The organism is Paraburkholderia lebeckiae (assembly GCF_050436325.1).
Lineage (GTDB): Bacteria > Pseudomonadota > Gammaproteobacteria > Burkholderiales > Burkholderiaceae > Paraburkholderia > Paraburkholderia tuberum.
The window spans coordinates 684,665-697,288 of the sequence record NZ_JBNDLZ010000003.1 but is presented as its reverse complement, the minus strand read 5'-3'; the positions used below and the strand labels follow the sequence as shown (position 1 = coordinate 697,288).

Annotated in this window: 13 protein-coding genes; 2 read left to right on the top strand and 11 right to left on the bottom strand. The window is 64.4% G+C overall.

Annotation, left to right across the window (positions count from 1 at the left end):
* Positions 1 to 103: 103 nt before the first annotated feature.
* Both OKW44_RS21135 and OKW44_RS21130 read left to right on the top strand, forming a co-directional pair.
* On the top strand, positions 104 to 730 hold the full coding sequence (locus OKW44_RS21135; protein ID WP_018418171.1) for a DUF47 domain-containing protein: 627 nt from the start codon (positions 104 to 106) through the stop codon (positions 728 to 730).
* Positions 730 to 1,740, top strand: coding sequence for an inorganic phosphate transporter (locus OKW44_RS21130; protein ID WP_018418170.1), 1,011 nt, complete (start codon positions 730 to 732; stop codon positions 1,738 to 1,740). The genes OKW44_RS21135 and OKW44_RS21130 overlap by 1 nt, the downstream gene beginning before the upstream one ends.
* Before the next feature lie 141 nt (positions 1,741 to 1,881).
* On the opposite strand, the gene OKW44_RS21125 is transcribed toward OKW44_RS21130, so the two are convergent.
* From OKW44_RS21125 to OKW44_RS21075, 11 genes are all read right to left on the bottom strand, one after another.
* Entirely contained in the window at positions 1,882 to 2,688 is an 807-nt protein-coding gene (locus OKW44_RS21125) for an SDR family oxidoreductase (protein ID WP_018418169.1), read from the bottom strand.
* Between the two features lie 51 nt (positions 2,689 to 2,739).
* Entirely contained in the window at positions 2,740 to 3,891 is a 1,152-nt protein-coding gene (locus tag OKW44_RS21120) for a C40 family peptidase (protein ID WP_018418168.1), read from the bottom strand.
* Positions 3,892 to 4,103: 212 nt separating this feature from the next.
* Positions 4,104 to 5,951 (bottom strand): PhoH family protein, encoded by a 1,848-nt coding sequence (locus OKW44_RS21115; RefSeq protein WP_026225413.1) that lies wholly within the window; start codon positions 5,949 to 5,951, stop codon positions 4,104 to 4,106.
* A 103-nt stretch (positions 5,952 to 6,054) separates the two neighbouring features.
* On the bottom strand, positions 6,055 to 6,189 hold the full coding sequence (locus OKW44_RS21110) for a hypothetical protein (RefSeq protein WP_260321379.1): 135 nt from the start codon (positions 6,187 to 6,189) through the stop codon (positions 6,055 to 6,057).
* Positions 6,190 to 6,306: 117 nt separating this feature from the next.
* Entirely contained in the window at positions 6,307 to 6,768 is a 462-nt protein-coding gene (locus OKW44_RS21105; RefSeq protein WP_018418166.1) for a peroxiredoxin, read from the bottom strand.
* A gap of 197 nt (positions 6,769 to 6,965) precedes the next feature.
* On the bottom strand, positions 6,966 to 7,859 hold the full coding sequence (locus OKW44_RS21100; RefSeq protein ID WP_018418165.1) for a polysaccharide deacetylase family protein: 894 nt from the start codon (positions 7,857 to 7,859) through the stop codon (positions 6,966 to 6,968).
* A 10-nt stretch (positions 7,860 to 7,869) separates the two neighbouring features.
* Complete coding sequence (locus OKW44_RS21095) at positions 7,870 to 8,916, bottom strand: bifunctional UDP-4-keto-pentose/UDP-xylose synthase (protein WP_018418164.1); 1,047 nt, start codon at positions 8,914 to 8,916, stop codon at positions 7,870 to 7,872.
* Positions 8,913 to 9,842 carry a formyltransferase gene (locus OKW44_RS21090; RefSeq protein WP_018418163.1) on the bottom strand — a complete coding sequence of 310 codons (930 nt, stop codon included), beginning with the start codon at positions 9,840 to 9,842 and terminating at the stop codon, positions 8,913 to 8,915. The genes OKW44_RS21095 and OKW44_RS21090 overlap by 4 nt, the downstream gene beginning before the upstream one ends.
* Positions 9,839 to 10,882, bottom strand: coding sequence for a glycosyltransferase (locus OKW44_RS21085; protein WP_018418162.1), 1,044 nt, complete (start codon positions 10,880 to 10,882; stop codon positions 9,839 to 9,841). Before OKW44_RS21085 ends, OKW44_RS21090 begins: the two co-directional genes overlap by 4 nt.
* Positions 10,883 to 10,888: 6 nt before the next feature.
* Entirely contained in the window at positions 10,889 to 12,040 is a 1,152-nt protein-coding gene (locus tag OKW44_RS21080; protein ID WP_018418161.1) for a DegT/DnrJ/EryC1/StrS family aminotransferase, read from the bottom strand.
* A 193-nt stretch (positions 12,041 to 12,233) separates the two neighbouring features.
* A complete protein-coding gene (locus tag OKW44_RS21075) occupies positions 12,234 to 12,605 on the bottom strand; it encodes an SMR family transporter (RefSeq protein ID WP_018418160.1) in 372 nt (123 codons plus the stop codon).
* Between the last annotated feature and the right edge of the window lie 19 nt (positions 12,606 to 12,624).

Sequence of the window (12,624 nt, the reverse complement as noted above, 5' to 3'; positions counted from 1 at the left end):
GTGGGCTGTTGTAACGGCGCTGTCACGAATGCGGCAATGATGACGGAACGGTACAATATGGCGGTTTTATGTCAGCATAACGTGACCCATTTCCAGGATCCCAATGTTCGGTCGATTCATGCCCACCGAGGGCAAGTTCTTTGAAATCTTCAATTCGCACGCAACGTGCATCATCTCGGCCAGCCGCGAACTCGAGCTCCTGATCGACAATCTGCAGGACGCCGAAACCCACAAGCAGAACGTACAAAAGGCCGAGAAAGCGGCCGACAAGCTCACGCACGAAGCCATCGACCTGCTGCACAAGACTTTCATCACGCCGCTCGACCGTGACGAGATCCACAAGCTGATCACGACGATGGACGACATCCTCGATCTGATGGAGGACGTCGCCACCGCGATCTCGCTGTACGACGTGCAAGCGGTCACGTCGGAGGCGAGCCAGCTCGCGCATATCTGCACGGCGACCTGCGAGCGCGTGCAGTTCGCGGTCAGCCTGCTGTCGGACATGAAGCAGGCGAGCCAGATCCTGAAGGCCTGCGAGGACATCGACCGGCTCGAATCGGAAGCCGACCGCGTGCTGCGCGCGGCGATGTCGAAGCTGTTCCGCGAGGAAGACGACGTCAAGGTCCTGATCAAGCTGAAGGCGATCTACGAGTTGCTCGAAACGATCACGGACAAGTGTGAGGATGTGGCGAACATCATCGAAGGCATCGTGCTGGAAAACGCATAATGCAATCGATACAACTCGCTATCTGGGTCGTCACCGGCCTGGTTGCCATTGCTTTGGTGTTCGACTTCATGAACGGTTTTCACGACGCGGCGAATTCGATCGCCACGGTCGTGTCGACCGGCGTGCTGAAGCCACAGCAGGCGGTGGCGTTCGCGGCGGCGTTCAACGTCATCGCGTATTTCGTGTTTCACCTGAAGGTGGCCACGACCGTCGGCAAGGGCACGATCGACCCGGACATCGTCGACCACTACGTGATCTTCGGCGCGTTGGTCGGCGCGATCGCGTGGAACGTGATTACCTGGGTCTACGGCATTCCGTCCAGCTCGTCGCACGCGCTGATCGGCGGCCTCGTGGGTGCGGCGCTCGCGAAGTCGGGCTGGGAATCGCTGAACTGGGACGGCCTGATGAAGACCGTCGCGTTCATCTTCATTTCACCGCTGCTCGGCTTCGTGCTCGGCTCGTTTTTCATGCTGCTGGTGTCGTGGCTGTACTTCCGCACGCCGCCTAGCAAGGTCGACCGGCGCTTCAGGCGTCTGCAATTGCTCTCTGCTGGCCTGTACAGCCTGGGTCACGGCGGCAACGACGCGCAGAAAACCATCGGCATCATCTGGATGCTACTGATCGCCACCGGCTTCGCCTCGATGAAGGCGGACGCGCCGCCGCTGTGGGTGATCGGCGGCTGCTATCTGTCGATGGGTCTCGGTACGCTGTTCGGTGGCTGGCGCATCGTGCGCACGATGGGCCAGAAAATCACGAAGTTGAAGCCGGTCGGCGGCTTCTGCGCGGAGGCGGGCGGAGCGATCACGCTCTTTACCGCCTCGGCGCTCGGCATTCCCGTCTCTACTACGCATACGATTACCGGCGCGATCGTCGGAGTCGGCGCGACGCAGAAGCTGAGCGCGGTGCGCTGGGGTGTCGCCGGCAACATCGTCTGGGCCTGGATTCTGACGATCCCGGCTTCCGCGGTGCTGTCAGGCGGGGCCTGGTGGCTGGGTCACCACTTCCTGTAATCACCATGCGATGCCGGCCTGCGCTACCGGGTTCGGCTGAGTTTGGCTGAGTAGCACGCGCCGGCTTCGGCTACATGCCGCCCATGGCATCGCACCGGTGTCTCCTAGCAGTTCGACTAAAAAGCGCGTCGCGCGACGCGTTCAGATCAGCGGCGCGTTCGCACCATCCATCGGAATGATCGCGCCCGTCACATAGCTCGCGCGGCGGCTCGCGAGGAACAGCGCCACGTCGGCGATTTCCTCCGGCTTCGCATAGCGCCCGAGCGGCATCCGGGCCTGGCCGCGCGCCAGCGCTTCGTCATTGCCGATGCCTTGCTGCGCCGCTTCCAGCCGGACCGCTTCCTCGACGCGCTCGGTCAGCGTCGAGCCCGGATTGATCGCATTGATGCGGATGCCATAGCGCGCGTAGTAGTGCGCGAGGCCGACGGTCGCGAGCATCAGCGCCGCGTTGGCCGCGCCGCCTGCGATATGGATGTCGCTCGCGACCTTGCCGCCCATGCCGATGATATTGACGATCGTGCCCGGCTCGGCACCGCCGTTGGCTTTCGCGCGCTCGGCCATACGGCGCAGCACTTCCTGCTGCGGATAGATATACGGGAAATACTTCGCTTCCATCGTCGCGCGGAATGCGTCGGCATCGAGCGTCTCGGGGTCGTACCGGCGCGCGGCGCCGGCACTGTTGATCAGTATGTCGATCGGGCCCACGGCGGTGCTGACTTCCTCGACGATATCGGCGGCGCTGTGCGCTTCGTGCAGGTCGGCGCGCGTGCGGTGCACGTGGAAGCCTTCCTGTTTCAGCTGTTCGTAGGCGCGCGCAAGGTTGGCGGGGTCGCGCGACACGATCGCCACCCTCGCGCCTTCCTGTGCGAAGGCGCGCGCGCAGGCGAAACCGATGCCTTTGCTGCCGCCGGTGATGAGCACCACCTTATTTCTGAGCCCGAGTTCCATGGTCGTTACCCGCCGTCGAAAGAATATCGATGACGATAGCAGATCACGGCGTCAAAAGTTGCCGTTCGCGAAACGGGCAATCGGGTCGTCGCTGCTTTGCGTGGGTGCGGGCACGCCGTGGGAAGCCGTCGACGCACGCATGAGCTGCACGGATCCACTGCCTTCGGTCTGCTGCATCTGCCGGGCCTGGCGTTCCGCGATGGAGGCGGGTGGCGGCGGTTCGAATGCATCGGCGGCGGCGTCGATCGGGTCGGGTGAAGGTTGGGCAAGGGTGCGGGCGGTCGTCGCGGACTGCATCGGTTGAGCGGGCGAACGAGCGTCGCTTTCATACGTGCTCGCCTGAGCCGCGGGGACCATCGTCGCTGCCACGGCGCCCGCTGAACGTGCCTGCAGCTGCGCGGCGCCGAGGCCCGGCGGCGGCGGCTCGAATTGATCGGCTTGCACGACGGGCGTGCCGCCGCCTGCACCGGTCGCCGGCGTCGCGCTCGCGACCGGCCGGGCCGTTGCCATCGACGGCGCGCTGGACAGCGTCGTCGGGCCCGCGTAGATCGACGCTGCCGGAGCGGCCACGGTTGTTGCCGTGCCCGTCGCCGCGGCCGCAGCACCTCGCTCGGTTTGCGGCACCGCAGCCTGATAGCTCGGCGTATCGAACGGCGCCGGCGTCGCCGCCGGTCCCGCCATCCGGCGGATGCCGTCGAAGCGCTTCGCCCAGTAGGGATTGGTCAGATAGTCGAGCCGCACGGTGCCGCCCGTCGATGGCGCGTTGACGAAGCGCAGCTTGCCCACGTAGATGCCGACGTGCGAATGCGCGCGCCCCGTCGTGTTGAAGAAGATCAGATCGCCAGGCGCGATTTCGTCCGGTTCGACCGACTCGCCGCGCCCGCTCATCTCGGCCGTGGTGCGCGGCAGGTTCACCGACGCCGCGCGAAGCACGACGTACCGCACGAGACCGCTGCAATCGAAGCCGCTGTCGGGCGTATTGCCGCCCCAACGGTAGGGCACGCCAACGAGACTCATCGCCTGAATGGAGATTTCCTCGCGGCCGATGCTGTGATCGACGAAGTGGGGAAAGCCGGGCGGCGGCGCGCGATAGGCGCCGTTCGCGACGACACTGCCGCCTGACCCGCGTGACGTCTTCTGCGGCGCGCCGGCACAGGCGGCGAGCAGCAGGACGGGCAGCAGCGATAAGGCGAGTCGGCGCATGAAGACGGCACGGGCGGTAAGCACCCGTTTACTCACTGACGATGTCGGGATGGTAGCCGTCCAACAAGCCTGCGGCAAGAATTGTTGATAAATTACTTGAAGTTTGTGCGCTAAGTGTTGCCCGCGGGGAACGCCGGTGCAATGAAAAAGCCGCGTCCGGAACGAACCGGACGCGGCCTGCGATCAAACGCCGGAAAAAAACCGGCGAACCTCTAGAGAATCTCCGACGCGTAGTCAGCGAGGCGCGAGCGCTCGCCGCGCGCGAGCGTCACGTGTCCGCTGTGCGCCCAGCCCTTGAAGCGATCGACCACATAGGTCAGGCCCGAACTGCCCTCGGTCAGGTAAGGCGTGTCGATCTGCGCGATGTTGCCAAGGCAGATGATCTTCGTGCCCGGACCCGCGCGTGTGACGAGCGTCTTCATCTGCTTCGGCGTCAGGTTCTGCGCCTCGTCGATGATCAGATACTTGTCGACGAAAGTGCGGCCGCGCATGAAGTTCATGCTCTTGATCTTGAGGCGCGAGCGGATCAGCTCCTGGGTCGCGGCGCGGCCCCATTCGCCGGCGGCGTCGTCGGTTTTCTGCAGCACTTCGAGGTTGTCGTCGAACGCCCCCATCCACGGCTGCATCTTTTCCTCTTCGGTGCCCGGCAGAAAGCCGATGTCTTCGCCGACCGGCACCGTCGCGCGCGTCACGATGATCTCGTTGTAGCGCTTGTCGTCGAGCACCTGCGCGAGACCCGCCGCGAGTGCGACCAGCGTCTTGCCGGTGCCGGCCTGGCCGAGCAGCGTGACGAAGTCGATGTCCGGATTCATCAGCAGGTTCAGCGCGAAGTTCTGCTCGCGATTGCGCGCCGTGATGCCCCACACGTTGTTCTTGTGGTGGCCATAGTCACGCAGCGTTTGCAGTAGCGCGGTCTTGCCGTTCAGTTCGCGCACCAGCGCATGAAACGCGGGCTCGCCGTTCTGCGGCTCCAGATAAACGAACTCGTTGACCAGCATCGACGCGCACAGCGGACCCGTCACGCGGTAGTACGTGGTGCCGGTTTTCGTGTCCTGCCAGCTTTCCATGCCCTTCGCGTGCCTGGTCCAGAAGTCTTGCGGCAGCGCGCGGATGCCCGTGAACAGCAGGTCGCTGTCCTCGAGCACCTGGTCATTGAAGTAGTCTTCGGCCGGCAGACCGAGCGCATGCGCCTTGATGCGCATGTTGATGTCTTTCGACACCAGCACGACCTGGCGATCCGCGCGATCGCGCTGCAGCGCGCGCACGACGCCGAGGATCTGGTTGTCGGCCTTGCCCTCGGGCAGACCCTCGACCGGCTCGATCGCGGTCAGCCGGGTCTGGAAGTACAGCCGCCCGGACGCCTCGCGGCTGCCCAGACGCGCGAGCGAAATGCCGTCGGCCATGTCGCCCGCGTTCGCGACGAGCGCGTCGAGCGTGCGGCTCACCTGACGCGCGTTACGCGCGACTTCCGACATTCCCTTCTTGTGGTCGTCGAGCTCTTCCAACGTCATCATCGGCAGATAGACGTCGTGCTCCTCGAAGCGGAACAGGCAGCTCGGATCGTGCATCAGCACGTTGGTGTCGAGCACGAAAAGCTTCTGCGCCTCGGCGGGCGTGGAGCTCGTGCCGCGTTTTTTGCGCGTGCCGGCAGGGCTCGCTGCGGCGGGCGCGGCGGCTGTTTCGGCCGTGGGCTGCTTCGCGGCGGGCGCGCGTGCGACGACCGGCTGCGCTTCGGCCGCGTCGGCTTCGAGCTGCGGGCGCGCAGACGGAACCGGCTGCAACAGCGCGGCGGTCTGTTTGGTCTTGCGGCCGAGTGCCGGCGCCGGTTGCGCGGCGGGCGGCGACTCGACGGCGGGCACGGGCCACAACGTGGTGGCGGCGTTGGCAGCGTGCGCCATCGGCGTGGCGACATTGGCGCGGCCGTAATCGGCCGACTCTGCGGATTCCCCTTCACGCGCCTGTTTTTTCGCGGTGGAGCGCGCGGGCGTGACGGCTTTGGCCTTGTATTCGTCAGGCGACAAAAGATTGCCGAGCTTGCTGGGGGGAGTAGGCAAAGGCATGGTTTCCCTCGAAATGATCGGGTCACATATCGTGCGCCGCCCGTCGCATTCTGACGATGCCCTCATGGGACATCGAGTTTGCGCGAGGAGGCGCGCATTCGGTCTAGAGATGCCGGTTCGCCTGGTTTTCGATAGGCTCCTTGACGGAAGCGCGTGAACCAATGAACGAACGGTCGCGCGCAATTAAAAAAGCCGCCGCCCCGGCATTCGGGGCAAGCGGCTCGACGATGATGCTCACGTTGCGCCTCACGCTCCGAACGGCACCGGTGGATCCGGTCAGGCGGCCGTCAGGGCTGGCGCAGCGGAGAACAATGTGGGGTGGACAGGCACTCATTGCGGGCCAATATAACGCGCATCAAAGCGCTTGTACAGCCTCCAGAATATCGTCGACGTGGCCCGGCACCTTGACGCCGCGCCACTCCTGGCGCAGCACGCCATCGGCGTCGATGAGGAACGTGGAGCGCTCGATTCCCCGTACCTCTTTGCCATACATTTTCTTCATTTTGATGACGGCGAAGAGGGCGCACAGCGTTTCTTCCGGGTCGGAAATCAGCGGGAAGGGTAGTTCGAGCTTAGCCTTGAAGTTGTCATGCGAACGCAGGCTGTCGCGCGACACGCCGATCACTTCCGCGCCGGCTTTCTTGAACTTCGGATACAGATCGCGGAACTGCAGGCCTTCGGTCGTGCAGCCCGGCGTGTTGTCCTTCGGATAGAAATACAGCACCACCTTCTTGCCCCGCAGCTTTGACAGCGTGATTTCGCCGCCCGTCGCGGCGGCGGTGAAGTCGGGGATGGGTTGGTCGACTGCGATGGACACGAGGTTCTCCGGTTATTGGGGCTGGCGTCGCTAGGTGCCGCGGCGTCGGCCGGTCTGTCGTCGAGGTTGTTGTTGTTCGGGAATACGGTCGGCGCGCGGTTGTCCGATCGTCAGACTCGGCAAGGAAGCGGGCAACAGGCGGGCAACAGGCAGGCGATAAGCGGCGCGCCTTCTAACGACTCCCGCGTCGCGGGCCTTCAGGGCTGGACGATCAGTTCGCCGGAGCGCCCCGCAATCTCGCCCCACGCGACAGGGTACGATGGCAGCGTGTCGCGGTCTAGCGTGGCGTAGTAATCGCCCATCGTCGCGAACGTGTGGCCCTGGGCGCGCCAGCCTTCGAGCAACTGTTCGAAAACCGGCGCGAGTTTCTGTCCTTCGAGTTCCGCGTGCAGCGTGAACACCTGGTCGTGCGGATTTTTTTCAGTTTGTTTCAGCATCCACGCGGCGACGTTGTGCGTATCGACACCATCGACACCGAGCACTTCGTCGAGCGTCGGGAGCGTGGTCGGCATCTGCACGTGCTTCAGCGTCCTGCCGTCGACCACCGGCAGATATGGCGAGTGTCCGCGGCCGTCGGAAGCGTAGCGCATGCCCCACGCGTCGATCTGCTCGAACGCGTGGCCGTTCATCTGCCAGCCCGCGGCGCCGTGCGTGACGGGCGGCGCACCGAATATCTCGATGAACCGCGCGTGGCTCTGCTGCATCTGCGCGACGGTCCACGCGCGATCTTTGGCGCGCACGTTGTCCTGCCAGTACACGTGATCCCACGTATGGATGCCGCACTCGAAGCCGGCTTCGTGGATCGCTCGCATCTCGGCCGCGGCCTTCGCGCCGATGTCCGGAGCGGGCAGCAGCACGCCGTACATCAACTGCCTGACGCCGTAATGCTCGACCACCGACGTGCGCGACACCTTCTTCAGAAAGCCCGGCCGCAGCACGCGGCGCATCGCCCAACCGGTGTGGTCGGGCCCGAGGCTGAACAGGAAGGTGGCGCGCGCCTTGAAGCGGTCGAAGATGCGCGCGAGATTCGGCACGCCTTCGCGGGTGCCGCGCAGCGTGTCGACGTCGATCTTCAGGACGATGCGAGCCAAGGACGCGCCCTTATTGCTGTTCGACGAGTGCGCGGGCTTCCGCGACGTGGCCGCGATACGCTTCGAAAATCTTGCGCAGCGCTTCGTCGAAAGTCGACGTGGGTGCCCAGCTGAGTTCCTGCTTCGTATTGTCGATCTTCGGCACGCGGTTCTGCACGTCCTGATAGCCGTTGCCGTAGTACGCGCCCGACGACGTTTCGACCAGTTGCACCTTCTTGGCCGAGTCCGCGTATTCGGGGAATTCGGCCGCGAGTGCCAGCATCTTGTGCGCGAGCTCACGCACCGAGAAGTTGTTGATCGGGTTGCCGATGTTGTAGATCTTGCCGGTGGCGACGCCGTTCTTGTTCTCGATGATCTTCATCAGCGCGCTGATGCCGTCGTCGATGTCCGTGAACGCGCGCTTCTGCGCGCCGCCATCGACGAGGCTGATGTTCTCGCCGCGCACGATGTGGCCGAGGAACTGCGTGACCACGCGCGAGCTACCTTCCTTCGGCGTGTAGATCGAGTCGAGGCCCGGGCCGATCCAGTTGAACGGACGGAACAGCGTGAAGTTCAGGCCTTCCATGCCGTAGCCCCAGATCACCCGGTCCATCAGTTGCTTCGAGCACGCGTAGATCCAGCGCGGCTTGTTGATCGGGCCGTACGACAGCTGCGATTCTTCCGGATCGAACTGCTCGTCCGTGCACATGCCGTAGACCTCGGAGGTCGACGGAAACACCAGATGCTTGCCGTACTTGACGGCTGAACGCACGATCGGCAGGTTCGCCTCGAAGTCGAGTTCGAACACGCGCAGCGGCTGCTTCACATACGTTGCGGGCGTGGCGATCGCGACGAGCGGCAGAATCACATCGCACTTCTTGATGTGGTACTCGACCCACTCCTTGTTGATCGTGATGTCGCCTTCGAAGAAGTGCATCCGCTCATGATTGACGAGGTCGCCGAGACGTTCGGTCTGCATGTCCATTCCGAACACTTCCCAGTCGGTCGTTTCGAGAATGCGTTTGGACAGGTGATGGCCGATGAAGCCATTGACACCCAGAATCAGGACTTTTTTCATGAATGAGATTGGATGAGCTGGGCGAATTCCGCCGGACTGACGTCAGTCTCGCCGCCGCCGTGCTGGTGCCGCAATTCGTGGATGTTGATCGCGCGGCCGTCGCCGCAGATCGCGAAAACGGCATTATCGCTTACGTGCAGGCCCGGGGGCAAATCCGAGCGGAGCGCGCCGGGCGCGGCCAGACGCGCGCGCGCGACGATGAAACGGCGCCCGTTCAGCTCGGTGAAAGCGCCCGGATACGGCGGCGCGACCGCGCGGATCAGGTTGTAGACCTGTTGCGCGGACTGATTCCAGTCGATGCGGCCGTCTTCCGGTTTGCGCCCGCCGTAGTAACTGCCATGCGCGAGATCGTTCGGCAGATGCGGCGCCTCGCCCGCGAGCAGCGCCGGCAGCACGCGCCACAGCGTTTGCTCGGCGGCGACCGTCACCTTGTCGAAGACCTGCGCGGCGGTGTCGTCGGGCAGGATCGGCACCGGGGTTTGCGCAATGATCGCGCCGGCGTCGGGCTTCGCGGCCATTTCGTGCAGCGTTGCGCCGGTTTCGCTTTCGCCGTTGAGCACCGCCCAGTTGGTCGGCACGCGGCCACGATACTTCGGTAACAGCGAGCCGTGCATGTTGTAAGCGCCCCGTGCGGAGATCGCGAGCAGGTCGAGCGGCAACATGTGGCGGTAGTAGAACGAGAAGATGAAGTCCGGCCGCGCGGCGCTCACCGCGGCGCGCAGTTCGGGGCTCTTCGGATCGGCCGGCGTGACGACGGCAATGCCGTGCTCGGCTGCCACCGAAGCGACGCTGCCGAACCAGATGTTCTCGCTCGGGTTGTCTTCGTGGGTCACGACGAGCGCGACCTCGACGCCGCGCGCGAGCAGCACCTGCAGGCAGCGCACGCCGACGTTGTGATACGCGAATACGACGGCGCGTGGCTTCATGGATGGTGTCCCTGGTCGGCGACCGGCACCGGCTGCACGCCTTGCACGACGGTCTGACGCGGCGCTTCGGCGACGGCCCCGCCGTCGCGTTCCTCGAGAATGGTCTGCACCAGATAACGCGGCCGGGCACGCACCTGCTGATAGATCCGGCCGATGTATTCACCGAGCAGGCCGAGCGCGAAGATGATCACGCCGAGCAGGAAGAACGTGATGGCGAACAGCGTGAACACACCTTGCACTTCCGCGCCGATGATGAAACGGCGAATCAGCAGCAGGACGAACAGCGCCGCGGACCCTAGCGACAGGATCACGCCGATGAACGACAGCCATTGCAGCGGCACCACCGAGAAGCCGGTGACGAGGTCGAAATTCAGACGGATCAGCGAGTACAGCGAGTACTTCGACTCACCGGCGAAGCGTTCCTCGTGCGCGACCTCGATTTCCACCGGATTCTGCGCGAACGTGTACGCGAGCGCCGGGATGAACGTGTTGATTTCGCCGCAGCGGTTGATCGTATCGACGATATGGCGGCTGTAGGCGCGCAGCATGCAGCCCTGGTCGGTCATCTTGATGCGCGTGATGCGCTCGCGCAGATGATTCATCGCGCGCGACGCCTTGCGGCGCCACAGGCTGTCCTGGCGCTGCCGACGGATCGTGCCGACGTAGTCGAAGCCCTCGCGCATCTTCGCGACGAGCTTGCCGATTTCCTCGGGCGGATTCTGCAGGTCGGCGTCGAGCGTGATCACGATGTCGCCGCGTGACTGCTCGAAGCCCGCGAGAATTGCCATGTGCTGGCCGTAGTTGCCGTTCAGCAGGATCACGCGCGTGGTGTCGGGGCGCGCGCGGAACTGCCCGGCGAGCAGCGCCGCGGATTTGTCGCGGCTGCCGTCGTTGATGAAGATCACTTCATAACCGGTGCCGAGCGCGTCGAGCGCCGGATAGAGGCGCGCGAACAGCGCGGCCAGTCCGGCTTCCTCGTTGTACACCGGAATGATGATCGACACTTCCGGTGCGACGGCGCGATGTTCCGAATAAGTCATGTCCGCTTATTTTCCGTAGTGTTCGCAAATTTCGTTGACCGCGTGGCACACGCGCTCGACGTCGCCTTCGTTCATCAGCGTGAAGAGTGGCAGCGTGACGGTGGTGGCGCCGAAGCGCTCCGCGTGCGGGAACATGCCTTCCTTGAAGCCGCGCGCGCGGTACAGGGAAAACAGGTGCAGCGCCGGGTAGTGCACGCCCGAGCCGATGCCGCGCTCCTTCAGCTCGCCCATGAAGCCGGCGCGGTCGATCGACAGGTTTTCGAGCGGCAGCGTGATCTGGAACATGTGCCAGTTGCTGTTTTCGAAGTCCGCGGGCGGCAGGCCGACGCCGAGCTTAACGGCCGCGCCGCCTTCGAGTTGCGCGAAGTACGCGCGCACGAGCTTCTTGCGCTGCGCGATGAAGCGCTCGAGATGCGGCAGCTGGCCGAGGCCGACACGCGCGGCGACGTCGGTCAGGTTGTACTTGCCGCCGAGCACGTCGCAGTCCATGCCGTCGAAGCCGGTGCGCGTGATGCCTTGCAGGCGGTACTTCTGCGCGAGCACCGCTTCTTCCTCGTTGTTCAGCACCAGCGCGCCGCCTTCGACCGAGGTCAGGTTCTTGTTCGCGTGGAAGCTGAACGACACGATGTCGCCGAGCTTGCCGATGCGCTCGCCATTCCAGGTGGAGCCGAATGCCTGCGCGGCGTCTTCGATCACGCGCAGCTCGTGCGCGCGGGCGATCCCGTACAGACGGTCCATGTCGACCGGCAGGCCCGACAGGAACACTGGCAGCAACGCCTTGGTGCGCGGCGTGATCGCTTTTTCGAGCAGGTCGAGATCGATGTTGCGCGTGATCGGGTCGATGTCGGCGAACACTGGCGTCGCGCCGGTTTCGAGGATCACGTTGCTGGTCGACACCCAGGTGGCCGGCGTCGTGATCACTTCGTCGCCGGGACCGACGCCGGCGATGCGCAGGCCGATTTCGAGCGTCGCGGTACCAGAATTGAAGGTGCGCACCGGGCGGCCGCCGCAGAACTCGGACAGCGCGGCCTCGAACTTCTGGTTCTGCGGGCCGGTGGTGATCCAGCCGGAACGCAGCACGTCGGCGACGCCCTGGATCGTTTCCTCGTCGATCTCGGGTTTGACAAACGGCAAAAACGGGACTTGTGACTGGCTCATTGAATGCATCGCTCGATTGAAAGGGGCGCGGCCCGACAGGCGCGAAGTACGATGGGCGCGAAGTAAACCACAAACTACCCGCAAACCCAAGGCCGCGGCTTAAAAAACGCAACCGCTCAGCTTACCGCGGCCTACCTTACGTCAGGCTTAGGCGGCGCGTGTGCCGCGCGGGTTCCTACGCGGGGCGCCGCGCCTAGCTGCGCGCGAGCACGACGACGCCGACGAGAATGATGCCGATGCCGATCAGCTTCTGCACCGACATCACTTCGCCGAACAGGTACCACGCGGCAATCGCGTTGACGACGTAGCCAAGTGACAGCATCGGATAGGCGATCGACACGTCCACGCGCGAGAGCCCGATGATCCACACCGCCACGCTAATCACGTAGCAGGCGAGCCCGCCGATGATCGGCGGCTGGGTTGCCAGCTTGAAGCCGATGGGCAGGATGTTCGCACGGGTGAATTCGAAGTGTCCAACGGCATTCGTGCCGGCCTTGAGCAGCAGCTGCGCGCCGGCGTTCAGCGTGACGCCGGCCAGGATGCAGAACAGGGAAATCGGGTTCATCGAACGGTCTGGTTCTCGA

Bases quoted from the DNA above. Each gene is read 5' to 3' on its own strand.
- OKW44_RS21135 (WP_018418171.1), top strand. From the start codon at position 104: ATGTTCGGTCGATTCATGCCCACCGAGGGCAAGTTCTTTGAAATCTTC.
- OKW44_RS21130 (WP_018418170.1), top strand. From the start codon at position 730: ATGCAATCGATACAACTCGCTATCTGGGTCGTCACCGGCCTGGTTGCC.
- OKW44_RS21125 (WP_018418169.1), bottom strand. From the start codon at position 2,688: ATGGAACTCGGGCTCAGAAATAAGGTGGTGCTCATCACCGGCGGCAGC.
- OKW44_RS21120 (WP_018418168.1), bottom strand. From the start codon at position 3,891: ATGCGCCGACTCGCCTTATCGCTGCTGCCCGTCCTGCTGCTCGCCGCC.
- OKW44_RS21115 (WP_026225413.1), bottom strand. From the start codon at position 5,951: ATGCCTTTGCCTACTCCCCCCAGCAAGCTCGGCAATCTTTTGTCGCCT.
- OKW44_RS21095 (WP_018418164.1), bottom strand. From the start codon at position 8,916: ATGAAAAAAGTCCTGATTCTGGGTGTCAATGGCTTCATCGGCCATCAC.
- OKW44_RS21090 (WP_018418163.1), bottom strand. From the start codon at position 9,842: ATGAAGCCACGCGCCGTCGTATTCGCGTATCACAACGTCGGCGTGCGC.
- OKW44_RS21085 (WP_018418162.1), bottom strand. From the start codon at position 10,882: ATGACTTATTCGGAACATCGCGCCGTCGCACCGGAAGTGTCGATCATC.
- OKW44_RS21080 (WP_018418161.1), bottom strand. From the start codon at position 12,040: ATGAGCCAGTCACAAGTCCCGTTTTTGCCGTTTGTCAAACCCGAGATC.
- OKW44_RS21075 (WP_018418160.1), bottom strand. From the start codon at position 12,605: ATGAACCCGATTTCCCTGTTCTGCATCCTGGCCGGCGTCACGCTGAAC.